Origin of the sequence: Micromonospora yangpuensis, assembly GCF_900091615.1 — a bacterium.
In the GTDB taxonomy this organism is placed as follows: Bacteria; Actinomycetota; Actinomycetes; order Mycobacteriales; family Micromonosporaceae; genus Micromonospora; species Micromonospora yangpuensis.
Map to the genome: position 1 here is coordinate 4172778 of NZ_FMIA01000002.1, position 23574 is coordinate 4196351.

At 71.9% G+C, this 23574-nt stretch carries 23 protein-coding genes; 15 read left to right on the forward strand and 8 right to left on the reverse strand.

Annotation, left to right across the window (positions count from 1 at the left end):
- Positions 1 to 20: 20 nt before the first annotated feature.
- Both GA0070617_RS18835 and GA0070617_RS18840 read left to right on the forward strand, forming a co-directional pair.
- Positions 21 to 2573 carry a sensor histidine kinase gene (locus GA0070617_RS18835; RefSeq protein WP_091440040.1) on the forward strand — a complete coding sequence of 851 codons (2553 nt, stop codon included), beginning with the start codon at positions 21 to 23 and terminating at the stop codon, positions 2571 to 2573.
- Positions 2570 to 3268, forward strand: a complete 699-nt coding sequence (locus tag GA0070617_RS18840) for a response regulator (RefSeq protein WP_091440045.1) — start codon at positions 2570 to 2572, stop codon at positions 3266 to 3268. Before GA0070617_RS18835 ends, GA0070617_RS18840 begins: the two co-directional genes overlap by 4 nt.
- Before the next feature lie 264 nt (positions 3269 to 3532).
- Here GA0070617_RS18840 and GA0070617_RS18845 read toward each other — a convergent pair whose 3' ends face one another.
- Entirely contained in the window at positions 3533 to 4165 is a 633-nt protein-coding gene (locus GA0070617_RS18845; protein ID WP_091446657.1) for a class I SAM-dependent methyltransferase, read from the reverse strand.
- Between the two features lie 601 nt (positions 4166 to 4766).
- On the opposite strand from GA0070617_RS18845, the gene GA0070617_RS18850 reads away from it, so the two are divergent.
- Positions 4767 to 5147 (forward strand): hypothetical protein, encoded by a 381-nt coding sequence (locus tag GA0070617_RS18850; RefSeq protein WP_139135712.1) that lies wholly within the window; start codon positions 4767 to 4769, stop codon positions 5145 to 5147.
- Here GA0070617_RS18850 and GA0070617_RS32430 read toward each other — a convergent pair.
- Entirely contained in the window at positions 5119 to 5487 is a 369-nt protein-coding gene (locus tag GA0070617_RS32430) for a zf-HC2 domain-containing protein (RefSeq protein WP_091440053.1), read from the reverse strand. The genes GA0070617_RS18850 and GA0070617_RS32430 overlap by 29 nt on opposite strands.
- Before the next feature lie 232 nt (positions 5488 to 5719).
- On the opposite strand from GA0070617_RS32430, the gene GA0070617_RS18860 reads away from it, so the two are divergent.
- From GA0070617_RS18860 to GA0070617_RS18875, 3 genes are all read left to right on the forward strand, one after another.
- Positions 5720 to 6517: a hypothetical protein gene (locus GA0070617_RS18860; RefSeq protein ID WP_091440056.1), complete on the forward strand. Its 798-nt coding sequence runs from the start codon at positions 5720 to 5722 to the stop codon at positions 6515 to 6517.
- A 184-nt stretch (positions 6518 to 6701) separates the two neighbouring features.
- Positions 6702 to 7352, forward strand: coding sequence for a DsbA family protein (locus GA0070617_RS18870; protein WP_091440063.1), 651 nt, complete (start codon positions 6702 to 6704; stop codon positions 7350 to 7352).
- 29 nt (positions 7353 to 7381) lie between these two features.
- Positions 7382 to 7990 carry a vitamin K epoxide reductase family protein gene (locus tag GA0070617_RS18875; protein ID WP_091440067.1) on the forward strand — a complete coding sequence of 203 codons (609 nt, stop codon included), beginning with the start codon at positions 7382 to 7384 and terminating at the stop codon, positions 7988 to 7990.
- Between the two features lie 84 nt (positions 7991 to 8074).
- Here the strand turns inward: GA0070617_RS18875 and GA0070617_RS18880 are convergent, their stop codons facing one another.
- Genes GA0070617_RS18880 through GA0070617_RS18895 form a run of 4 tightly spaced genes read right to left on the reverse strand, consistent with a single transcriptional unit; the run spans position 8075 to position 10729 of the window.
- Positions 8075 to 8590 carry an FcoT family thioesterase gene (locus GA0070617_RS18880; RefSeq protein ID WP_091440071.1) on the reverse strand — a complete coding sequence of 172 codons (516 nt, stop codon included), beginning with the start codon at positions 8588 to 8590 and terminating at the stop codon, positions 8075 to 8077.
- Positions 8587 to 9447: a (3R)-3-[(carboxymethyl)amino]fatty acid oxygenase/decarboxylase gene (scoE, locus tag GA0070617_RS18885; protein ID WP_091440074.1), complete on the reverse strand. Its 861-nt coding sequence runs from the start codon at positions 9445 to 9447 to the stop codon at positions 8587 to 8589. Before scoE ends, GA0070617_RS18880 begins: the two co-directional genes overlap by 4 nt.
- Positions 9448 to 9464: 17 nt before the next feature.
- Positions 9465 to 9701: an acyl carrier protein gene (locus GA0070617_RS18890; protein ID WP_175440582.1), complete on the reverse strand. Its 237-nt coding sequence runs from the start codon at positions 9699 to 9701 to the stop codon at positions 9465 to 9467.
- Positions 9698 to 10729, reverse strand: a complete 1032-nt coding sequence (locus GA0070617_RS18895) for a beta-ketoacyl-ACP synthase III (protein WP_091440081.1) — start codon at positions 10727 to 10729, stop codon at positions 9698 to 9700. Before GA0070617_RS18895 ends, GA0070617_RS18890 begins: the two co-directional genes overlap by 4 nt.
- 258 nt (positions 10730 to 10987) lie before the next feature.
- Here GA0070617_RS18895 and GA0070617_RS18900 point away from each other — a divergent pair, with 258 nt between their 5' ends.
- From GA0070617_RS18900 to GA0070617_RS30680, 9 genes are all read left to right on the forward strand, one after another.
- The gene (locus GA0070617_RS18900; RefSeq protein ID WP_091440084.1) at positions 10988 to 11995 is read left to right on the forward strand and encodes an iron chelate uptake ABC transporter family permease subunit; all 1008 of its coding nucleotides are present in this window, start codon (positions 10988 to 10990) and stop codon (positions 11993 to 11995) included.
- A 17-nt stretch (positions 11996 to 12012) separates the two neighbouring features.
- Positions 12013 to 12756 carry an ABC transporter ATP-binding protein gene (locus GA0070617_RS18905; protein ID WP_217628847.1) on the forward strand — a complete coding sequence of 248 codons (744 nt, stop codon included), beginning with the start codon at positions 12013 to 12015 and terminating at the stop codon, positions 12754 to 12756.
- 274 nt (positions 12757 to 13030) lie between these two features.
- Positions 13031 to 13819: a glycosyltransferase family 2 protein gene (locus GA0070617_RS18910; RefSeq protein ID WP_091440090.1), complete on the forward strand. Its 789-nt coding sequence runs from the start codon at positions 13031 to 13033 to the stop codon at positions 13817 to 13819.
- Positions 13816 to 15798 carry a glycosyltransferase gene (locus GA0070617_RS18915; RefSeq protein ID WP_091440093.1) on the forward strand — a complete coding sequence of 661 codons (1983 nt, stop codon included), beginning with the start codon at positions 13816 to 13818 and terminating at the stop codon, positions 15796 to 15798. Before GA0070617_RS18910 ends, GA0070617_RS18915 begins: the two co-directional genes overlap by 4 nt.
- A complete protein-coding gene (locus tag GA0070617_RS18920) occupies positions 15795 to 17942 on the forward strand; it encodes a hypothetical protein (protein WP_091440096.1) in 2148 nt (715 codons plus the stop codon). The genes GA0070617_RS18915 and GA0070617_RS18920 overlap by 4 nt, the downstream gene beginning before the upstream one ends.
- Entirely contained in the window at positions 17939 to 18157 is a 219-nt protein-coding gene (locus tag GA0070617_RS18925) for a hypothetical protein (protein WP_139135713.1), read from the forward strand. Before GA0070617_RS18920 ends, GA0070617_RS18925 begins: the two co-directional genes overlap by 4 nt.
- Positions 18154 to 19218 carry a serine hydrolase domain-containing protein gene (locus GA0070617_RS18930; protein WP_091440102.1) on the forward strand — a complete coding sequence of 355 codons (1065 nt, stop codon included), beginning with the start codon at positions 18154 to 18156 and terminating at the stop codon, positions 19216 to 19218. Before GA0070617_RS18925 ends, GA0070617_RS18930 begins: the two co-directional genes overlap by 4 nt.
- Positions 19208 to 20194 carry a glycosyltransferase family 2 protein gene (locus GA0070617_RS18935; protein WP_091440105.1) on the forward strand — a complete coding sequence of 329 codons (987 nt, stop codon included), beginning with the start codon at positions 19208 to 19210 and terminating at the stop codon, positions 20192 to 20194. Before GA0070617_RS18930 ends, GA0070617_RS18935 begins: the two co-directional genes overlap by 11 nt.
- Positions 20191 to 21063 carry a glycoside hydrolase family 16 protein gene (locus tag GA0070617_RS30680; protein WP_175440583.1) on the forward strand — a complete coding sequence of 291 codons (873 nt, stop codon included), beginning with the start codon at positions 20191 to 20193 and terminating at the stop codon, positions 21061 to 21063. Before GA0070617_RS18935 ends, GA0070617_RS30680 begins: the two co-directional genes overlap by 4 nt.
- On the opposite strand, the gene GA0070617_RS18945 is transcribed toward GA0070617_RS30680, so the two are convergent.
- Both GA0070617_RS18945 and GA0070617_RS18950 read right to left on the reverse strand, forming a co-directional pair.
- Entirely contained in the window at positions 21021 to 22154 is a 1134-nt protein-coding gene (locus GA0070617_RS18945) for a glycosyltransferase (RefSeq protein WP_229688594.1), read from the reverse strand. The genes GA0070617_RS30680 and GA0070617_RS18945 overlap by 43 nt on opposite strands.
- Complete coding sequence (locus tag GA0070617_RS18950; RefSeq protein ID WP_139135715.1) at positions 22151 to 23422, reverse strand: lipopolysaccharide biosynthesis protein; 1272 nt, start codon at positions 23420 to 23422, stop codon at positions 22151 to 22153. Before GA0070617_RS18950 ends, GA0070617_RS18945 begins: the two co-directional genes overlap by 4 nt.
- Positions 23423 to 23574: the final 152 nt, after the last annotated feature.

Genomic DNA, 23574 nt, shown 5'->3' on the forward strand with positions numbered 1-23574 from the left:
ATCCAGAGAGGACCTTCCAGGTGTCACGAGGAGAACTCCGAATCTACCTGGGTGCGGCCCCTGGGGTCGGCAAGACCTACGCGATGTTGGAAGAGGCACGACGACGTGCCGAACGCGGCACGGACGTGGTGATCGGCTTCGTCGAGACCCACGGTCGGCGGCACACCGCCGCCATGGTCGGCGACCTGGAACAGGTCGACCGCCGCACGATCACCTACCGGGGGACCGGGTTCACCGAGATGGACCTCGACGGTGTCCTCGCCCGTCGGCCCGAGGTGGTGGTGGTCGACGAACTGGCTCACACCAACGTGCCCGGCTCCCGCAACGAGAAACGGTGGCAGGACGTCCAGGAACTCCTCGACGCCGGCATCTCGGTACTGACCACGGTCAACGTCCAACACCTCGAATCGGTCAACGACGTGGTCACCCAAATCACCGGGACCAACCAGCGTGAGACCGTGCCCGACGAGATCGTGCGGGCCGCAGGACAGGTCGAGTTGGTCGACATGACGCCGGAGGCGCTCCGCCGACGGATGGCACACGGCAACATCTACCGACCAGACAAGATCGACGCGGCGCTCGGCAACTACTTCCGGGTCGGCAACCTCACGGCGCTTCGTGAACTCGCCCTGCTCTGGCTGGCCGACAAGGTCGACGACCAACTCGACCGTTACCGGAACCAGCAGGGCATCTCCGACACGTGGGAGGCCCGTGAGCGGGTCGTCGTCGCCCTCACCGGCGGCCCGGAGGGTGAGACGTTGATCCGACGGGCCGCCCGGATCGCGGCCCGGAGCAAAGGCGCCGACCTGCTCGCCGTGCACGTGGCTCGCAGCGACGGCCTCGCCGGGTTCGACCCCGCCCAGCTCGCCCGGCAACGGGTGCTGGTGGAGAGCCTCGGTGGCACCTACCACCACGTGCTCGGCACCGACATCCCGACGTCGTTACTCGACTTCGCCCGAGGGGTCAACGCCACCCAGCTCGTCCTCGGCGCCAGCCGCCGGGGCCGCCTCGCCCAGGTGTTCTCCCGGGGGGTCGGGGTCACGACGACAGCCCTCTCCGGCGCCATCGACGTCCATCTGGTCACCCATCCCGAAGCCGGGCGAGGTCGTCCGGGCAGCGGGGTCCCGGCGGCGCTGTCACGGCGACGCCGGCTGCTGGGGTACGCACTGGCCGGGGTGGGCATGCCGTTGCTGACTCTGCTGCTGCGGGCCCTGCCGGACCTCAACCTCAGCAACGACATCCTGCTCTTCCTCGCCGGCGTCGTCGGCGTCGCGCTGGTCGGCGGCCTCTGGCCGGCTCTGGTGGCCGCCCTCGCCGGGTCGCTGCTGCTGAACTGGTTCTTCACCCCGCCGTACCGCACGCTGACCATCGCCGAGGCGGACAATCTCCTCGCCCTCGGGGTGTTCGTCGGCGTCGCCCTCGCGGTGAGCTGGGTGGTCGACGTGGCTGCCCGCCGTACCCGGGAGGCGGCGCGCGCGTCCGCCGACGCACAGACCCTGGCCACCGTGGCCGGCAGCGTACTGCGTGGGCAGCGTCCCCTGCCGGCGCTGCTGGACCGGCTCCGGGAGACCTTCGGGCTGCGCGCGGTCAGCGTCCTGGAGTTGACCGCCGAGGCCGAAGGACGCCCCGGTCGGGCCCGCGAGGTGAACGCCTGGCGGGTCGTGGCAAGCGTCGGGGAGGCACCGGCGGGCAGCCCCGAGGAGGGCGAGACAACGGTACCCGTCGACGACCGGCTCACCGTCGTGCTCTGCGGCCGCCGACTGGACGCGGCCGACCGGCGGGTCGTCGAGGCGTTCGCCGCGCAGGCCGCCGTCGCGCTCCGTCAGGAACGGCTCGCCGAGGAGGCGGCCGCGGCCAAGCCGCTCGCCGCAGCCGACCGGATGCGCACCGCCCTGCTCGCCGCCGTCAGCCACGACCTGCGTACCCCGTTGGCCTCGGCGAAGGCGGCGGTGAGCAGCCTGCGCAGCCTCGACGTCGAGTTCGACGCCGACGACCGCGACGAGCTGCTGGCCACCGCCGACGAATCCCTCGACTGGCTCGGCCGGCTGGTGGAGAACCTCCTCGACATGAGCCGGCTCCAAGCCGGGGTGCTGGGCGTCACCGCCACCGCCATCGGGTTGGAGGACGCGGTACCGAGGGCTCTGGACGAGCTGGGGCCGGCAGCGGCCGACGTCACGACGGACATCCCCGCCGACCTGCCGGCGGCCGTCGCCGACCCGGGACTCCTGGAACGGGTCCTGGTCAACATCATCGCCAACGCCCTCCGGTACAGCCCAACCGGACAGCCACCCACCATCACCGCGAGCGCCCACGCCGGTCATGTGGAGCTACGCGTCATCGACACCGGCCCCGGCATCCCGGAGGACCAGTGGGAACACGTCTTCCTGCCGTTCCAGCGCCTCGGCGACCGGGACAACACCACCGGCGTCGGCCTGGGTCTCGCCCTGTCCCGGGGCCTCGTGGAGGCGATGGGTGGCAGCATCACCCCCGAGACCACTCCCGGCGGCGGGTTGACCATGGCGCTACGACTTCCCGCGGCCGCCCAGACCGTCACGCAGGAGTCAAACCGATGACCCGGATCCTCGTCGTGGACGACGAACCGCAGATCCTGCGGGCCCTACGGATCAACCTGCGCGCACGGGGCTACGATGTCGTGGTGGCCGAGAACGGCACGACGGCCCTCAAGGCTGCGGCCACCCACCCACCCGACCTCGTGGTTCTCGACCTCGGCCTGCCCGACATCGACGGAGTCGACGTCATCCGGGGGCTTCGGGGGTGGACCGCCGTACCGATCATCGTCCTCTCCGGTCGCACCGGCAGCGAGGACAAGGTGATCGCCCTCGACGCGGGTGCCGACGACTACGTCACCAAACCCTTCGGCGTGGACGAACTCCTGGCCCGCATCCGAGCGGTCACCCGTCGCCTCGCCGCGACGCCGACGGACTCCGCCGCGCTGCCCGTGACGGCCGCTGCCCGGGTGGGACGGCACGTCGTCAACCTCGCCGACCGCACCGTCACCCGCGACGACGGTGCCGAGGTACGGCTCACCCCCACCCAGTGGGCCATGCTCGAGCAACTGCTGCGCCATCCGGGCAAATTCATCAGCCAGCGTCAACTACTGCGGGAGGTGTGGGGCCCGGAGTACCAGCACGAGACGAACTACCTGCGGCAGTACATGGCCCAGCTACGGCGCAAGCTCGAAGACGACCCGGCCCGCCCCCGACACCTGATTACCGAACCAGGAATGGGGTACCGATTCCGCCCCTGACCATACCAACGGCCCGAAGAGTCATCGAAGCAGCGGCCCGGGGCGTCAGGTGTCACGTCGAGACCGGTGGCGCGACTCTCACCGACCGGTAAAGCGATTGGACTCGCGCCTGCCACCTAAGGTGTCCATCTGGTCGGCAGCATCCGAGGTGGACGTACCCCCGCCGACTCACCAGAAGCTGACGCCTTCGCCATATGTTGGTCACTTCACTCCTTCAGGCTGGCGGGAAACGACAGGCCCGGAGAAAAGCCGGCCAGGATCCCATCAGGCGGTCCGGCGCAAGGCAATCACATTGTCGGTCACCTCGGCCGTCTGGCCACCTGGGCCGGTGGCCGTCCGATCGCGGGCTTCGCAGTAGAGCACCTGCCAGGACGCGAGATCGAGATCCAGCCCGGCCAGGGTCTCGTCCGGGGTGGGAATCGTGGCCCCCTTGTTCCACGACCACGGGGCTACCGAACCATGGTCGACGATCAGCAGCATGCCACCGGGGTTCACCTGCCCGCCGAGATCACGCAAGATTCGGGCCCTGGGAAACTCGAAGAGGCTCTGCAGGTAATGAGCGCTGACCAGGTCCCAACTTCCCGAGGGCAGGGAATCCGCCAGGTCATGCCGTTCGGTGCGGATCCTGTCGCTCAACCGCTCGTCGGCGGCGCGCTCGCGCAGCCGCTGCAAAGCGGCCTCGGCGATGTCGACCGCGGTGACCTGCCAGCCGCGTTGTGCGAGCCACAAGCTGTCCGCACCCTGACCACATCCCAGGTCGAGGGCGGCACCCGGCGGTAGGTCGCCGACCGCAGCGGCCAGGACCGCGTTGACGCTCAACTCCCAGGGGGAAGCGGCGATCTGTTGGTGCAGGCTCTCCCAGAACTCGGCCGGTGTGGCCGCGTCCGGTGGTTCCATGTATGTCATACGCTCACGTCCTCGCGATCGATCGGGCTCCACGGGCACAGTGCCCCTCGATCCACCCCGCAGGCGAGAAAAATTGCGGGATCGGCAACAACTGACCGACCGCGCCCCCAGAACGACCGCCCGTCGCGTCCATCCGGCACCACCGCTCCATCTCATCCGGCCGCCCAAGATCAAGAATGTGTGGTGCTGGGTCAGCTACGAATGGGACTGGGCAGGGAGAACCCGCCCGAGCCGGTCGGCGACGCGGTTCAGGCAGTCGGCCACGGCCAGAGGAGGGCGGCGGTGCTGCTGACCATACCGATCAACATCAGAAGATGGCATCCGGACGCACCGGCTAGACCGAACACCTGACGGGTGGTCGCGCCCGACATGGCGATGAACAACCGTAGGAACGCTCCTCTTGGACAGCGCGGACCTTCCGCCCGTCTCGCCCGGATACCCCGCCGGTCCTGGCTGCTGCTGACCGGGGCGGGACTCATCGTGGCGGCGATCGGGCTCGGGATCCAGCTCGCCCTGAACGGTCAGCCGTACGCGGTCCTCCGGGTCGGCAGCGGGCGCAGTGGTGCGGTCCGCGATTCCCATCGTCCGGCTGGTGGCAAACGCCGGCGCCACCGTCTGCGTGGGCACCCTCGTTCAGCGCCCAGACGGCACCGCGCTCGATCTGACCTGGGCAACCGACTTCGGTGCCGACCAACGCCTCGGCGGTTGCCTGGCCCTGGCGATCGGCGAGGCCTGCATGCTGGTACTGCTGGCCTTGTTGCTGCTCAGGTGGGGATTGACGGGAGGCAACCCCCACGACCTCGCCCATCCAGCCGCGGCAGGCACGATGCAATCGCCCGCCACGGTGGCCCTGGTGCACCGGTCGATCATGCCAGCCGGGGAAGAAAAGTCGGTCACCAGCGGCGCCCCGGACGACGATGAGGTCGGGCGCTTCGATCGCGACGTCACCTCCGGCGGTCGTGGGAACAACTGACGCCGGCCTGCGGGGCACCACCGTCGCACGGCACGGGTCCGAGCCGGGTAGACCCCGTCGTGATCCACCCGAGCTCGCCCAGATTCGGGTCAGAGCCAGGGCCTCTGCGGGGTCGACACCCCCGGGGTCGTCTGACCCCCTGGCGACGTCTACGCATGATGTCGGCCCGGGCGAGCGCGGCGTGCACGCGAGCCCTGCGGGTGATCTCGGTGGCCTGATCCAGCCACCGCTGACAGTCGGGACACAGCGCTAGGTGAGCTGTGGCCGACGTGCGCTCGACCGGTGTCGCCTCGCCATCCATCTGAGCGGACAGTACTTCGCGCCACCCCTCACATCTCACGTCAGGAGTAGTCGGGCACGGAACCTGTGAGGTTCCGGCACCACCGCCACCTACTACTTCTGGTAGTAACAGATGTCGACCCGCCCCTGAACGTCGGATCTCGAGGAACAGACGAGGAACCGGAAGCGCCGCCCTGCCGACCTATGCAGAGCGACGCCCTCCCGAGTCGGCTCACCGGCCACCGGTGGTCGGCTCCGGGACACGTCGTCGAGTACCGAAAGGTGGAGAAGCGGTGACCGACCCGGTCTGGTGGCTGATCATGGCGGCGGCCGCCGTTGTTCTCGGTAGCCGCCGGGGGCGGCTCCAGTCCTCGCCCGGGTCCGACGGGGAGCACAGCCTCGTCAACCAGGAGGACCTGGCGCACGACGAATCCGACGACCAGGTCAGCCGTCCCTGCCGGCCCACCCCGCGACCGGCGAGAGCGCCCGGGACGTCCAGAGGGACCACGGTCGGCACGAACGCCACCCGGTATGCGGCGCGTCGCAGCGGTTCCCCGGGGCTCAGGCTCCTACACCACGGCTCGTCGGAGAGGACCACGGTGGGTCACCTCGTCGTCGTGGCGACCCGATCGGATCCCAACACGCCGGCGGCTCCCGCCCCCCGCCCGTACGGTCGTCATCGCCTGCCCCTGCTGGCCGCACTCACGGTTGTCACCCTGACGGCGGTGTGCGTGGTCCTCGTTCCGTTCGGCCAGACTTCCCGCTCCGGGCGCCCCTTCTGCCCCAAGCGCGAGTCGAGGGTGATCAGCGCGGAGGGGCAGACCCTGTGGGTGTGGCTGCGCCGGGAAAATTCGAGTACCTTCGTGAACCTCTGCTGGGTGGGCAGCCCGACGCAGAAGGTCACCGGTTGGTCCGGAGCCGCCGTGGACACCTCGCACGCAGACGCTCAGGTGACCTTCAGCGTGCTGGCCCTCACCGCGCACACCGCCCTCGGTCATGCGGAACTGCAGCCGGGGCGAATCTGGCGTGTCACGTTCCGGTTCGACTCCGCCGGGAAACGGCCCTCGCTGTCGACCACGGTTCGGACCTGAACAGACCACCAAGATTCAGGCCCAGTAAAGCGGACAACCAGTGTGATGAGCGACGATCCGACAGGAGATGACCGCGATGTCCAGGAAGACGACGGGTAGCCCCGGTCGCAAGACGGGAACGGCCCCCACCGCGAGGGCCGGGGCGAACAGCTCTCGCAAGCAAGCGTCCAAGGCCGCCAAGGCGATGGCCCAGCCCCGGTTCAGCACGAACCTCAAGGTCACCGTCGGGCTGCTGGCGGTGGTGCTGGTCGGCCTGACCGCCCTCCTGGTCTACGTCCAGCGGGGCACCACCGGGGACGCCGAGCGCATCCTGCGGGCCGACAGCCACCGGCTCTCCACCGCCGCCGACGGCCGGGTCACCCTCGTGGAGTTCCTGGACTACGAGTGCCCCGCCTGCGCCCAGGCCTTCCCCGGGGTGGAGCAGCTCCGCGCCGAGTACGACGGACAGATCACCTACGTGGTCCGCAACTTCCCCCTGCCCAACCACCGCAACGCCGAGAACGCCGCCCGCGCCGCCGAGGCCGCCGCCCGCCAGGACAAGTTCGAGGAGATGTACGTCGCCCTCTTCGAGAACCAGGCCGCGTGGGGCGGCCAGCAGCAGGACCAGAGCGCACTCTTCGAGGGCTACGCCCAGGAGATCGGCCTGGACCTGGCCAGGTACCGCACCGACCTCACCGACCCGGCCCTCACCGACCGGATCAACCGGGACAAGAGTGACGGCAGCGCCGCCGGGGTCGGCGGTACCCCGACCTTCTTCCTCAACGGGGAGCGCTTCGACGGGGAGCCCACCTACGCCGGGCTGAAGGCGGCCGTGGACGCGGCCCTGGCCGGATGAGTCAGCCTCTGACCGCGGTACCAGCCCGGATGGTTGCCCCGGAGGTGCCCTTCGCCGCTCGGGTCCTCGGCTGGGTCCTCACCCTCGGCGGGGGGATCGGCGCCCTGGCCGCCCTGACCCTGATCATCGAACGTTTCAACCTGCTCGTCGACCCCACCTACCGGCCCACGTGCAGCATCAACCCGATCCTGTCCTGCGGTTCGGTGATGACCACCTCCCAGGCCGCCGTGTTCGGGTTCCCCAACCCCCTGATCGGGGTGGTCGGGTTCAGCGTGGTGACCACCATCGGGGTGGCGGCCCTCACCGGGGCACGCCTGCCCCGCTGGTTCTGGCTGGGTCTCCAGGCCGGGGCCACCCTCGGGGTGGTCTTCGTGCACTGGCTGATCTACCAGAGCCTCTACCGGATCGGGGCCCTCTGCCCGTACTGCATGGTCGTGTGGGTCGTCACCATCGTCATCTTCTGGTACCTCACCCTGCACAACCTGCACCACCGCCACCTGCCCACCCCGGCGGTCCTGCGAGGGGCCGTGACCGGGCTCGTCCGGTACCACACCGTCGGGCTGCTGCTCTGGTTCCTGGTCATCGCAGCCCTGGTCGGTGAGCAGTTCTGGTTCTACTGGCGGACCCTGCTCACCTGAGCCCGGACCTCGGGCCGCGAGGATGCGGCCCGAGGTCCCCGATGTGCGTCGATGCCCCGGCGGAGACAGGGGTCGGCGCCGGGATCACCCGGCCTGGTCGGCCTCAGCCTCCGAGCTGATGGCCACCCGGACGCTTCCGGTGGCCAGTCCGCCCCGGTCGTCGGCGAACCGGAAGGTGGTGTCGATCGAGACCAGGGGTGGCCGGTCGGCCCAGAGCCGGCGGGCGGTGACCCGTTCGAGGGTCAGTTCCCCGACGAAGGACCGGGGGTCGATCGGTCTGCGGAAGTCGTGGGCGCTTCGGACGACGAGGATGTCGGGAAGTCGGCGCCGCCAGTAGTCGTCCATGCTCCAGTCGGCCAGCGCCGGTTCGGTGCCGTCCCGGACCGCCATGGCCAGCGTGGTGTAGAGCATCTGGTTGTAGCAGATGGAAACCTCGACGGCGTTCAGGTGCCCGGTGTCGTCGATGTAGCACGAGCTGGGGATCGCGAACCGGCCGGTGAGGTGTCGTTCCCCGACGGTGGCGCCGAGCAGGTACCGGCAGTGCGGCTTGTAGCAGGACAACACCTCGGTGAGCAGGTCGGTGGCGACGAGCGCGCTCACTGCGCGGACTGGGGCTCGTCGTACACCGTTACCCGGTAGGAGACAGTCGGCTCGGGGGTGGTGGTGTGCAGGGCCCGGTGCACCATGCTCCAGTTGTCCCAGACCAGGATGTCGCCCTTCTCGAAGGACTGCAGGTGGATCGCCGGATGGGTGCAGCTCTCGTCGAGTTGACCGGTGTGCTCCAGCAGGGCCTGCAGCAGGTCCGGACGGGAGACGCCCTCGGCGTCGGTGACGGACTGGGTGAAGCCCGCGCTGATGTAGAGGATGGTCTCGTCGGTGTGCCGGTGCGGGTACGCCGTGGGGAAGTCGACCGGTGGGGTCTTGGCGTCGACCTCGTCGATGATCTCGGACAGAGGCCGGTACACGTCACTGGGGCGGATCTTGAAGTAGCGGCGGACACTGTGGGTGGCCATGGTGCCCTTGACCGCCAGTTTCAGCTCCTCCGGCAGGGTCTCGTACGCCTTGCAGAGGTCGATGAAGTAGGTGCCCCGGTTCCTGGTCGGTACCACCTGCGGGTAGATGAAGGTGATGTCGAAGGGTCGGGGCATGAACTGGTAGTCGGAGTGCCAGAACTTGCCGGTCTTCGGGACCCCGATCTGCTTCTCCCCGTCGGAGACGTTGGAGGAGACGAACACCTCGGGCACCTCGGGGTGGTGGTAGATCGGCTCGTAGTAGGTGGCGGGTTCGCCGAACCGGCTGCCCAGGGCGAGGAATTCGCGGGGGTCGAGGTGCTGCCCCTTGAGGACCACGATCTTGTCGCGGTAGACCGCGCTCCGGATCTGCCGGACGTCCTCGTCGGAGGTGGGGTCGAAGCCCTCGACGATGACGCCGAGGCCCTCCTGCTGGCTCATCTTCATGGTGGTTCCTTGTCGGTTCAGCGAGCGGTGACGTGGGCGACGAGGTCGCCGACGGTCGTGATCTCGGGTAGGTCGTCGTCCGGAATCTCGATCCCGTGTTCCCGTTCGAGCAGGAACAGGAGATCGACGAAGCTCATCGAGTCCACGCCGATCTCATCGAAGGTGTACTCTGGCTTGAGCGGGGTGATCGGTTCACCGGGGTTGAGGTTCTCGGCGAAGTCACGCACCAGAGCGCGGATCTGTTCCTCGGTCACGGCAGGTCTCCTTTCGTTCGGGCAGCGACAGCCAACTCGGGCCAGGTGAACGCCGCCGCTCCCCACGTCGTCCCGCCACCGAAAGCGCTGACGAGCACCCGGTCACCCCGGCGCAGGACGCCGGCTGCGGCCGCGTCGGCCAACGCGAGGGGAACCGACGCCGCGACAGTGTTACCTACGTTCGTGATGTTGGAATAGACCCTGTCCGGCGGAATCTCCAGTTCGGCACCGACCGTGGTCAGAATGCGGGCGTTGGCCTGGTGGGCGACCAGCCGGTCGACCTCGTTGGGTTGCCAGCCGGCCACCGCCATGGCCGCCCGGGCGGTCTCCGTCATCCGGAGTACTGCGTGCCGGTAGACCGCCTGACCGCGCATGGCGAACCAGCGGTCGGCCTCGTCGGCTTCCCTAGGATCGGGTCGGGCAGAGCCGCCCGCCGCCACGGTGATCAGGTCTGCCTGGTTTCCGTCGGCGCCGAGGTCGAAGCCGAGCAGCGCGCCGGGCTCCCCGGCCTCGCCCGCCCGCAGCACCATGGCGCCCGCTCCGTCGCCGAAGACGGTCGCGGTGGCCCGGTCGCCCGGGTTCAGGATCGTGGTGAAGGCGTCGGCGCCGATGACGAGCACCCGGCGGGCGGTGCCGGCCGCGATCATCCCGTCGGCTACGGAGAGTGCATAGACGAACCCGGAGCATACGGCGGAGAGGTCGAAGGCCGGGATCGTGTCCAGTCCCAACCGGGCGGCGACGAGCGGGGCGGTCGCCGGGCACGGCCGATCCGGGGTCGTGGTGGCCAGGATCACCAGGTCCACCGCCGGTCCGCCCAGGTCAACGGCGGATTCGAGCGCGGCCTGCGCTGCGGCGACCGCGAGGTCCGAGGTCGACTGCCCGGGGGCCACCCGGTGCCGCGTCGAGATGCCGGTACGGCTGACGATCCACTCCTGCGTGGTGTCGAAGCGGCGGCACAGGTCGGCATTGGTGATCACCTGGTCGGGTGTGTACCCACCGATGCCCGCGATGACAGAGGATCTACGCACGGTCCAATGGTCGGCCTCTGAGCAGGGTGAGTTCCCACCTGTGGTGGAACTTTCAACGACTCCTCACCGACTTCCCGATCATGAGGTTGTCTCACCGTCACCCGTGCGCCGGGTGTCATCCCGGCTCTGGACGCTGTACGTCCGGCGGCTCGACCCCAGGACAGCCTCGCCTCACACTCCGTGACGACGTCGGGTGTGTTCCGGCACGGAGCCCCCGGCACCGTCCGGACGAACCGGTGGGGGCACCGGGGGTGATCGATGTCCTACCCGGATAGCCGCCCGCGACCGCCGTACCCGTTGGTCCTCGTCGGCGCGGTGGGGTCGCTGCTGGCCGCGCTCGGGGTGGTGATCGGCCTAGATGGGGTGTCGGCGGGTGCGGCCGTTGCCGCCTTCGCCGGTCTGTTCACGGGCGAGCAGGCGCCGCACGGGGCGGTGGCAGCCACGGGTGGGGGCGTGGTCAGGGTCGTCACGGCGGCGGTGGCCGGTGCCGGGCTCGGGCTGGCGGGGATGTGTCTCCGCTCGCTGTTGCGTGATGCCCTCGCCGACGCGCAGGTGGTGGGGGTGTCCGCCGGGGCGGCCGTCGGGGCGGTGCTGGCCCTGGCCATGGGCGCGACGAGTGCCGTCGTGGTCTCCGGCTCGGCGTTCACCGGGGCGCTGGTGAGCCTGCTCGTCGTCCTGGCCCTCGCTCACGCCCGGCCGGCGACCGGGGTGCTGTTGGCCGGGCTGGGGGTCACGTACGCGGGGTTGGCCCTGGTGGCCGTCGCGCATCCGGCCGTGGCGCCGTCGCGTTCGCCGGGTCTGGTGTTCTGGCTGTGGGGTTCGGGGGCCGGCGGACCGTGGGGAGCCCCGGTGGTGCCTCTGTCGGCGGTCGTGCTGTGCGCGGTGGTGCTGACGACCCAGACGCGGGCGATGAACGCGGTGGCCTCGGAGCCCGGCAGCGGGGCGTTTCGGGTCTCGGCGACCCGGGTGCGTGTGCTGCTCCTGGTGGCGGCGGCGGTGCTCACCGCCGCCGCGGTCAGCAGCGTCGGTGGGGTCGGTTTCGTCGGCCTGCTGGCGGCACACGCCGCCGGGTGGCTGGTCGGGGCGGACCACGGCAGGACGATCCCGGTCGCGCTGCTGGTGGGCGCGGTGGTGCTGGTGGTGGCCGACCAGGTGAGCCGGTGGGTGGGTCCCGTGGCGGATGTGCCGGTGGGGGCCGTGACCGCGCTGCTGGGGGCACCCCTGTTCTGCGCGGTGCTGCGGCGCCGGACCCGGGGGGCGCGGTGAGGGTGGAGGTCCGGTCGGTGACCGTCACGGTCGACGGGGCCCGGCTGGTCGGCGACGCGGGTTTCGTCGCGGAACCGGGGACGGTGACGGGCCTGGTCGGTCCGAACGGCTCCGGCAAGAGCACCCTGTTGCGCTGTGTCTCGCGCGCGGTGCGGCCGACCTCGGGAAGCGTGTTCGTGGGGGCCGAGGACGTGTGGCGCGTGGGCGCGCGGACGGTGGAACGTCGGGTCGCGGTGGCCGCACAGCACGCCGGTGAGTGCGACGGGTTGTCCGCGGCGGAGTGCGTCGAGATGGGCCGGTACCCGTACCGGGGCTTCCTGACCCGGGGGGTGGCGGACCCGGGCATCGTCCGCTCGGCTCTGTCGGCGGTAGGCATGCTCTGGGCGGCGGACCGGCTCGTCGGCGGGTTGTCCGGGGGTGAACGTCAGCGGGTGGTGCTGGCCCGGGCCCTGGCCCAACGGGCGCCGGTGCTGCTGCTCGACGAGCCGGGCAGTCATCTGGACGTGCGCGCCCGGCTGGAGTTGTTCGACCTGCTCCGCTCGGCGGGGGTGACCACCGTGCTCGCGGTGGGTGACCTGGACGAGGCGGTCGCGCACTGCGACCGGGTGGTCCTGCTTCACCAGGGTGCGGTGATCGCCTCGGGGTCTCCCGGGGAGGTGCTCACCGCCGACCGGGTGGACGAGGTGTTCGGGGTGCGTAGCGCGATCGTCCCGCATCCGTTGACCGGCCGCCCGCACCTGGTCACGGCGGCCCGGCAGTGAAGGCGTCTGCTCCGGCCGGGCTGTGGCGGCGGGTGGCGGCGGTGCGTCCCGGTCACGGCGGGCACCGGTCGGATGCAGCCGTTCGGCGTCGAGCACACTCGATGCCCTTATTTCTACATCATGTAGTGTTCGGTACGCCGAACGGGAACGTGGGGAGGCGATCGGCCGTGGTGTCTTGCGTGGTGGTCGAGAGTGAGACGGACGGATCCGTCGCCGTGAGCGGGCCGAGCCCGTGCGCGACGGTCCAAGAGACCCGCGTCGGCCAGGTGCGGACATGACCCCGGCGACACCCGGCACCCCCCGGGTCTCCGTGATCGTTCCCTCCCTCGACGAGGCCGACAACCTGGAGGAGGTCATCCCCGGGGTGCCCCCCGAGTACGAGCTCGTCGTGGTCGAGGGCGTCCGGTACCGGCGCACCAGCGAGCTGCTCCACCGCATCCGGCCGGACGCGACCGTCGTCGAACAGAACCGCTACGGCAAGGGCAACGCCCTGGCCTGCGGCTTCGCCGCCGCCACCGGCGACATCATCGTCATGTTCGACGCCGACGGCTCCGCCGACAGCGCCGAGATCCCCGCCTTCGTCGACGCGATCGTCCGGGGTGCGGACTTCGCCAAGGGCACCCGCTCCCGGGGCGGCGGCAGTGACGACATCACCGTCCTGCGTTCCCTGGGCAACTGGGGGCTGACCAGACTCACCAACCTGCTGTTCGGCACCCGCTACTCCGACCTGTGCTACGGCTTCAACGCCTTCCGCCGCGAGGTCCTGCCGGTGCTCGACCTCCCGTCACCCGGGTCGAGCCGTGGTCCGATGCGGTGGGGCGAGGGCTTCGAGGTCGAGACCCTGATCAACTGCCGGGTCGCGCGGGCGGGGATCGTCGTGGCCGAGATTCCCAGCCACGAGCGCCGCCGGGTCCACGGGGTCAGCAACCTCAACGCGTGGCGCGACGGCAAACGCGTCCTGCGTACCCTCCTACGGGAACGGCGACGGCCGCCCACCGGCCTTCCGCTCCGCACCCCCCAGCCGGAGCCCGAACCAGCCCTTCAGGAGCGACCCACCGGATGAACGTCCGCAATCCCGTCTCCCTCGGCGTCGTCGTCTGCACCTACACCCAGCGCAGGGAGACAGGGCTACGCCGGCTCGTCGACGCGGTCCGCGCCGAACTCGGCCCGGCCGACCGGCTGCACATCGTGGTCGACCACAACCCCACACTCGCCGCCCGGCTGAGCACGTGGGGCCGACCGGCACCCGGGGCCGTCACCGTCCTGGGCAACACCCACGCCCCCGGACTCTCCGGGGCCCGCAACACCGGCGTCGAGGCGGGCACCGAGGAGGTCCTGGTCTTCTTCGACGACGACGCCGTCCCCCGGCCGGGCTGGGCCACGGCCGTCCGGGAACGCTTCTCCCAGCCCGACACCGACATGGTGGGCGGGGCCGTGGACGCCGACTGGGCCGACCGCACCACGACGCCCCCGTGGTTCCCCCCCGAGTACGGCTGGGTCGTCGGATGCGACTACCCCGGTCTGCCCGACGACGGCGCCCGGATCCGCAACCCCATCGGGGCCTGCATGGCCGTCCGACGCCGAGTGTTCGACCAGGTCGGGCTCTTCACCGAGGGGATCGGCCGCCGCGGCGAGCACCCGGTCGGCTGCGAGGAGACCGAACTCGCCATCCGGTTCGCCGCCGCACGGCCAGAGGCCCGGATCGTGCGGGACACCCGACTGCGGGTGGACCACCTCGTGCCACCAGCACGGCAACGTCCGACGTACCTGGTGCGACGCTGCTTCCACGAGGGGCGGTCCAAGGCCCAACTGGTCCGGCTGGTCGGTCGCTCCGCCCTCTCGGCGGAGCGCGCCCACGTGGCCGGCAGCCTCACCCGGGGTTGGCGCCGCGACGCCCTCCGGTTCCTGCGCGGCGAGCGCGCAGCCGGCGCCCGGTTGGGCCTCAGCATGGCGGGCCTGGCCTGCGCCGGGCTGGGCTACCTGACGGGCTTCACCCCTCGCCGGGGCGGATCGGCACCCCAGGTTCGCCCCGAAACTGGCGGCACCCCCGGCGGGCTACCCGCCGTCAGCATCGTGCTGTGCACCCTGGGCACCAGCCCGCACCTGCGCGACAGCGTCGAGGCCCTGACCGCCCAGGATCTTCCCGACATCGAGATCCTGGTCGTCGACAACGATCCCCGCTCCGGTGCGACCCGCCGGGTGCTCGCCGGGCTGCACGACGAGCGGCTCCGTATCGTCGAAGAACCCCGGCGTGGCCTGTCGCAGGCACGCAACCGGGGCGTGCGGGCCGCCCGCGCGCAGGTGGTCGCCTTCACCGACGACGACGCCATCGCCGCCCCCACCTGGGCACGGGTCCTGACCGGCGGCTTCGCACCGCCGGACGACGACGTCGTCTGTGTCACCGGCCGGGTGCTGGCCGCCGCGACCGACACCGACCCGCAACGCTGGTTCGAAGCCGGCGCGGGCTTCGACAAGGGGGCACAGCCCCTGGTGTGGCGGCCCGGACACGAACCGGACCCGGGCGCGGACGCCGGCCCGCGCGGCCCGCTCTACCCCTACGCGGCCGGCGAGTTCGGATCGGGGAACAACATGGCGTTCCTGCGGTCGTTCCTGCTGCGCACCGGCGGGTTCGCCGCCACCCTCGGAGCGGGGGCACCGACCCGGGGCGGCGAGGACCTGGACATGTTCCGGCGGGTCGTGCTCGCCGGGCACGGCCTGCGGTACGAACCGACGGCCGTCGTCCATCACCACCACCGGCCCACCCTCACCGCGCTGCGCACCCAGATGTACGGGTACGGCACCGGGATGGCCGCGAGCGTCACCCGGTACGCGCTGTCCAGCCCGGCCGCGTTCACGCGGATCGTCCGCCGGCTGCCCACGGCCGCAGCGATGCTGCTCAGCCCGACCTCCAGGAAGAACAGCCGCAAGGACCCCGGCTACCCCCGGGCGCTCGACCGCGCCGAACGCCTGGGTTACCTCACCGGCCCGGTGCTGTTCGTCGCCGCGGCGGCACGCGACGCCCTGGTGGGAGGGGGTCGGTGACCACGCAGACCCTGCACCCGACGCCCACCACCATCGTCGACGAGACCCCGGACGGACGGGTCGAGCGCGGGGCGCTCGTGGCGACGGCGGCGCTGGCCCTGATCGTGCCGATCCTGGTCTGGTGGCGGATCCCGCTGCCCGGCCGGGAGGTCCTCGCGGTGCTGTTCGCGCTGACCAGCCCGGGTGTTCCCGTGGCGATCCTGCTGTTCGGCAGGAGTCGACCGATGTGGGTGGCGGCCGCGCCCGCGCTGTCGGTCGCCGCGATCGTACTGCTCACCCTCACCCAGACCCTGACCGTCACCTGGAGTCCATCGGTCGCGGCCTCGCTGCTGGCGGTGGCGACCGCCGCGACGACGGTGCCCGCCTGGGGCGCCTGCCCGACCCGGCCACGACCGTCGCGTACTCCCGTCGACCGGGCGGCGGTGGTGTTCGCGCTCCTGCGATGCTCGGCCCTGGCCGGCGCCACCGTGATGTGGATCTGGGCGGTGCGGGTCGTCGACCTCGACGCGGCGGGCGCCCTCGGCCTGATCCAGGCCCTGCCCTGGCAGTACGTCGTCGCCGTCCTGGTGGTCCTGGCCGTAGCCGCCGGCGCCCTGCACCGCGGAGGGACGGCCACGCTGGCCGTCTGCGCGGTCCTCACGATCACCATGACCACCACCTTCGTCTCCTTCGCCGACGGCGGAGCCGTCGTGGGCACCGGGTACGTCCACGTGGGGTTCGCCGACGCCATCGCCCGCTCGGGGGTGCTACTCACCGCGACGGACGCCCGGTTCAGCTGGCCGGGCTTCTTCACGGCGGCCGCCGCGCTCACCGGCTGGGCCGGGCTCGACGACGCCGCCCCGCTACTGCTGGCCTACCCCGCCGTGCTCGGCAGCCTCTACATCGCCCCGGTGTACGTCATCGGGCTGGCCGTCACCCGCGACCGCAGGCTGGCCTGGACCGGTGTGCTGCTCTTCGCCTGCGGCAACTGGGTCCAGCAGGACTACTTCTCCCCGCAGTCGGTGGCGCTGCTGTTCTTCCTGGTCGTCCTCGCCGTGCTCTTCTGGCAGACCTCCCACGCCCCGGTGCCCCGGGTGACCGGCGGTCCCCTGGCCCGGATGTGGGCGACGGTACGACGGACCCCCGGCCGACCCGTGGGGATGTCCGCGGGCAGGGTGGTGGCCATCGAGGTCACGCTGCTGGTGCTCACGACCGCCCTGGTGGTCACCCACCAACTCACCCCGGTCGCGCTGATCGTCGCACTGGCGCTGTTGGCGCTGACCGGCACGATCCGCTCGCGCACCCTGTGGTTCGCCGTCGGTGTGCTCTTCGCCGCCTGGTTCGCCTTCGGTGCCACCGACTGGTGGACGGGGCACCTGTCGGTCCTGATCAACGGGTTCGGGCAGGTCGAACAGGCGGTGAGCAGCGGAGTGACCGAGCGGGTCCGCGGTGACGGCTCCTACCAGGCCATGCAGCGGCTGAGAATCGGCTGGTCCGCGCTGTTCACGCTGGCCGGATTCGTCGGCTGGCTGGCCAGCAGACGGCTGTTCCCGATGTCCGCCACCGCCGCCGTCGTCGCCGCGCCCGGGGTCCTCGTCGTCGCCCAGCCCTACGGCGGTGAGGTGGTGCTACGGGTGTTCCTCTACGCGCTGCCCCTGCTCGCCGTACTCGCCGCGGTCGCCCTCGGCGTACTGGTGCGGTCGAGGCGGTGGTGGGCCACCGCCGGGCTCGCCGTCGGACTCGGACTGGCGGGCCTGGGCCTGACCGCCGTACGCGGCGCGAACACCGCCTTCGAACGCAATCCCGCCGACGTGGTGGCGACCGCCTCCCGGGTCCTGGACTCGGCGCCGACCGGCAGCACCATCTGGCCGCTGTTCACCGACGGGACGCTGCGCGCGACACGGGTCGGTGAGGTCTGGCCGGTGGACATCACCGCCGGGGAGGGCACGGCATTCCAGCGGCTGCTACGTGCCGAACCGGACTACGTGGTCCTCACCCAGCCCCGGCAACGCTACGAGCACATCGTCAACGGGGCGCTGCCCACCTGGTTCGACACGGTCGCCAGGCAACTGGTCACCACCGGGCGCTACCGCGTGATCGAACGGTCCGACCACGTGACCGTGCTCGCGCGCACCGACCCGCCCACCGAGCGGAGGCCCCGATGAGCCCACTACAGATGGTGATCGGCCCGGTGGCCGGTGCAGCCGTCGCCACGGCGCTCGCCGTGTACGCCGGGTCGGTCCTGCTCCGGGAACGGCGCGGCGCCCCGGCCCGGACGACCGACCTGGCGACCTCACGCCCGTACCTGACGGCGCTGTTCGTCGTCGTCGGGTTGGCCGGGCTGGTCCTGCTCACGCTGCGACTGGGGGTGATGTCGTGAGGCGCGCCCTGGTCACCGTCGTGGCGGTGCTGGTGACGATCGCGGTGGCCGCGGGTGGGGCCCTCGCCGGACGGTGGAAGCCGACCCTGTCGGAGCGACGCACCGGCGACGAGGCGTTGCTGGACCGGTCGGCCCGGCTGTTGACCGGCGTACGCCACTCGGCCTCGGTCTGCTACGTCACCGACGACCAGGTGCGCTACGCCCACTTCGGGTCCGACGAACGTCGCCGCTACGAGATCGCCTCCCTGACCAAGACCTTCACCGGGGAACTGCTGGCCGACTCGGTCGCCCGCGAGGAGGTACGCCTCGACACCCCCGTCGGTGACCTGCTGGACCTCGGCGAGGGACCCGTCGCCGACGTCACCCTGCAGGATCTGGCCACCCACCGCTCCGGGCTGGGCGAGTGGGGCGACGAGGACCGGGACGACACCCTGCGCCGGTGGTGGGTGGAGGAGGTGCGCGGCGACACCGTGCACGACGTCGACCTCGCCGAGGTGCTCGACCGTGCCCGGCGGGATCCGCTGGCCACCCGGGGCCGGTTCGCCTACTCCAACATCGGGATCGCCCTGCTCGGCCACGCCCTCGCGGCGGCGGCGGAGACCGACTACCCCACCCTGCTCCGGCAACGGCTGATCGAACCGCTCGGGCTGCGGGACACCGGGTTGGGATCCGCCGCGAACCACAACCGGCCACGCGGCTACACCGACCAGGGCAGACGCAGCCCACCGTGGAACCTCGGGGCCTACGCCCCCTCGGGATCCGGGATCTCCACGATCGCCGACATGTGCCGCTACGCCCAGCGACTGGTCACCACGGACACCCAGGCGGCGGTGAAGGACGGCAGGCCGGTCGCCCGGCTGGAGGCCGACGACGCCGACGGCAACGGACTCGGCTGGTACATCCGGGCCGGCGAGGACGGGCCGATCGCCTGGAAGACCGGCCGCACCGGCGGCTTCTCCAGCATGATCGCCGTCGCCGGGGACCGGGCCGTGGTCGTGCTGACCGACACCGCGAGCCCCGTCGACGACCTCGTCTGGGACCTGGTCAACCGTGCCCCCTGAACCGTCGGTGACCGTCGTGGTGCCGGTCCGCGACGCCCGGGCCTACCTGCCCGCCGCGCTGCCCCGGCTGGCCGCGCTCCAGGGGGCACCGGAGATCGTCGTCGTCGACGACGGTTCGACCGACGGCGGCACGGAGCTGCTCGCCGAGTTCTGCCGGGACCGGCCCGACCGGCGGCTGGTCCGCATCGCCGAGCCGGTCGGGGCGGCGGCGGCCCGGGACAAAGGCGTCGAGTACGCCAGGGGACGCTACGTCTGGTTCTGCGACGTCGACGACGAGTGGGCACCCGATCTGGTGACCCGGCTGCTGGGCGTCGCCGAGGAGACCGGCGCGGACATCGTGTGCTGCCGCGCCGAACGGGTCGAGGCCGACGGGCGCACCTGGTTGATGGAGGGGTTTCCCACCCCCCGGGTCGTCGACCGGGAGGGCTTCGCCCCGCTGGTGCTGACCGGGACGCTGCGCGGGTACCTGTGGAACAAGCTGTTCCGCGCGACCGTGCTGCGGCCGACCACCCGCAGACGCCTCACCTCCCAGGACGACTTCCTCGTCGTCCTCGACGCACTGGAGCACGCCGAGCGGGTCGCGTTCGTCCCCGAGGCCCTGTACCGCTACCGGGAGCGCCCCGGGTCGGTCAGCACCGGCGACGCCCTACGGCTGGAGAACACGGCGTACTGCTGCGAGGTGGCGTTGTCCCGGTTCGGCCCCCGGCTTCCCGGACGGGAGCGGGCGTCGGCGGAGTCCTACTTCCGGCTCTGGTTCCACGCGGTTCCGTGCGTCACGACGCCCGTGCACCAGGGCTGGGATCCCCGGGTTGCCGCCGAGGTCCGCCGCCGGTTGCGTCGTCACCTCCGGTGGCGTGCCGTGGTCACCGCGGTGCGCCGTGGCCGCCCGGGACTGGCCGCGCACGCACTGCTGATCAAGATCACCGGGCCGCTGTTCCCGCCGCTGTACCGCCTCGCCAGACGGGTCGTGTCGTGACCGCCGGCGGGTCCGACCGGATCGGCGCGGCGGCGACGGCCGCCGTGGTCGGCCTGACCCTGCTGTACGGTCCCGACCCGTCGCGGGCCGCGCTGCCGGCCGACTGCGGACGGGTCGGCGGGGACTGGCCGGTGGTGTTCGCCGACGACTTCGACGGCCCCGCGTTGGGTCCGAACTGGTCCGTGTACACCGGTCAGCCAAGCTCCGACCCGCGCACCCGCTGGCACCGTGACCAGGTCGCGGTACGCGACGGGGCGCTGGTGCTGTCCGGGCGGCCCCGGCTGGACGAGCCGGGGCGCTGGCACACCGGCGGGGTGTCGAACTGGCGGCAGGCACGCACCTACGGCCGCTGGGACATCCGGTTCCGCGCCCCGGCCAGTCCCGTGCTCAGCTACCACTTCCTGCTGTGGCCCTCGTCGGAACGCTGGCCGCCGGAGATCGACATCGCCGAGGGGTTCACCGCGACCCGGCAGCGCGCCGAGGCGTTCGTGCACTGGCGGGACCCGCAGGACGGCGGGCGGCGCAAGACCCAGTTCACCGCCGTGGCCGACTACACCCGGTGGCACACCGTGTCCGTGCTGTGGACCCCCGAGGTGGTGTGCTGGAGCCTCGACGGCACCCCCTTCGGTGCGGTGACCGGCGACGCGGTTCCGCACGAGCCGATGTGGCTGGCCCTGCAGACCGAGACCCAGGTGGGCGGCACGGCCACCGAGGGCGACCACCGGGTCGAGATCGACCAGGTACGGATCAGCGCCCCCTCCCCCACGGATCCGCCGCCACCGACGACCCCCGGGCCGGAACCGGCTCCGGCCGCCCGGCGCCCCGGTCAGCCCTCCCCCGCCGCCGACCCGCCGACCAACCGGTCGTAGAGACCCTCGAGGGCGGCGGTGCGCTCGCGGATGTCGAAAGCCGTGCCGGCCCGCGCGCGGCCCGCCGCGCCGAGGCGCTCCGCGAGGGCCGGATCGGACAGCAGCCGCCGCAGCGCCTCGGTCAGCGCGGGCAGCTCCCCCTCGGGGGCGAGCAGGCCGGTCACCCCGTCGACGACGGCTTCCGGAACACCCCCGTGCCGGTAGGACACCACGGGCAGCCCGGCGGCGGCGGCCTCGAGGAAGACCATGCCGAAGCCCTCGGCGTCGCCGTCGGGGGCGGTGCGGGAGGGCCCGAGGAACACCCGGGCGCGGCCCAGGTACCGGCGGACCTCCGCCGGGGGAAGCGCGCCGGGGAATACGGCGTCCAGGCCACGGGCTGCCGCCACGGCCACGGCGGCGGCGCGCAGCGGGCCGTCGCCGATGAAGACGCAGCGGGGTGCCACCCCCGCCGGAAGGGCGGCGAGGGCGGCGATCGCGTCCGCGACGCCCTTCTTGGCCACGAACCGGCCGACGAAGACCACGTCCCACTCGGTCGGGGCCGGTTCCGGCGGCTCGGGCAGCCGGATGCCGATCGGCAGCACGACCGTGCGGGCCGGATCGGCGCCCTGCGCCAGGACCCGGTCCCGGATGAACTCCGAGACCGCTACCACCGCGTCCGCCCGGCCCAGGACCGCCCGCAGACGGCGGCGGGCCCGTCTGCCGCGCCGGCCGGGGGCGGCGGGCAGGGCGGTCACGTCGTAGCCGTGGACGGTGACGACCAGCGGTACCCCGAGCCGACGTACCGCCCGCAGCACCAGCCACGCGTCCTTGCCGAAGTGGGCGTGCACCAGGTCGGGGCGGGTCCTGGCCAGCTCGGTGGTAATCCGCCCCGACCGGCCGGTCAGGTCAGCCAGCGCCAGCCGGACCCGGTCGCCGAACCCCCGTCCGAACACCGCCGTGTCGTCGGCGCGTGACAGCGGCGAGGGGACCCGGAGGCTGCCCAGCAGGGTGGGGGTCCACCGGCGCAGGGCGTCGGCCTGGTCGCGGACGAAGGTTTCCGATCCGGGCAGCAGCTCCAGCCGCCACACGGTCACCCGCCGTCGGGTACTCACCGCCGCTCCCGCAGGGTCACCCGCAGCAGCGCGACCAGCGGGGGTATGGCGGCGGCCAGGACCAGCAGGTCGTGCACGAGGTAGGCCCAGGCCACTGCCATGATCCCCATCGGTTCCAACCAGCGGGCGACGAGAACCACCAGGACGACCGACCCCACCGCCTGCACCACCATCGGGTAGCCGATCCGACGGTGCACCCGCGCCAGGGCCCCGTAGAGGTGGCCGGGCCCCGACAGCAGGTGCACCACCCCCATCACGACCAGCAGGGGTGTCCCCGCCTGGGCGTACTCGGTGCCGTAGAGCATCAACGCGACCGGGCCGGCCACCGCGACGCCGAGACCGCGCAGGAGGCAGACCAGGGCCAGGACCCGGATGAACGAGCGGGTCAACCCCGGCAGGTCGGCTCCCGGGCGGGCGGCCGCACTGACGTACGGGCCGGCGATCAGGGAGGTGACCAGCAGGGAGGCGGTGACGACCGTCCAGGCGATGTTGTAGTAGGCGGCCTGGTCGACCCCGGCGATGGAGAGCACGAGCACCGGCACCACCAGACCGGGTACGGCCTGGGCGATCATCCACCCGAAGGAGACCCCGGCGTAGCCCGCCAACTCCCGCGCGGCTGGCAGGGTGTGCGGTTCCTGCCGGCCGCCTCGCCGCAGCACCGTCAGCAGCAGCACCTCGATGACCACGACGGCGACGGCGGCGGGCACGATCCACCCGAGCACGATGGTGAATCCGGTGCCCGCGCAGGAGACCAGCACGATCGCGACGAGTTTGGCCACCGCGTGCGCGGTGTTCTTCAGCGCGGCCCACCGCGCCCGGTGGGCGCCGATGAGGACGGCGTCCAGCAGGGCGAAGGCGGCCAGGACCACGACGGCCGCGACGAACGCCAGCGCCTGCGCCCTGCTGGTGACCAGTCCGTCGGCCGAGGTGACGGCGAGGAAGACGGTGCCGAGCACGACCGAGAGGACGGCGGAGAGCACCAGGCCGGCCCCGACCAGCCGCGCCCGCAGGGCACCCGCGGCGGGCAGGAAGCGTTCGTAGAGCGGGCCGAGGCTGAGATTGGCCACGCCGGCCAGGACGGTGGCGGCGTTGACCGCCGTGGTGGCCTGCCCGACCGCCTCCACCGGGTACAGCCGGGTCGCCGCGACCCAGAACACCAGCCCGAGTGCGGAGGTCGCCGCGCTGGACAGGACCAGGCTGGTGGAGTCGCCACGCAGCCGCGCGCCCGCCTGGCGGCGGTCGGCGGTCGAGGCCAACCTCAATTTCATCTACATACTGTAGAGTTCCGCCCGTGGACGCCCTCTCACCACTCCCCTGGGCAGCGCCTGCGACCGATCTCCCGGCACGCTACGGGAACCGCGACGGCACCCCGGCCCCGCCCCGACAGGAACCCCCCGGCCCCGCGCACCAGGAGGCCCCG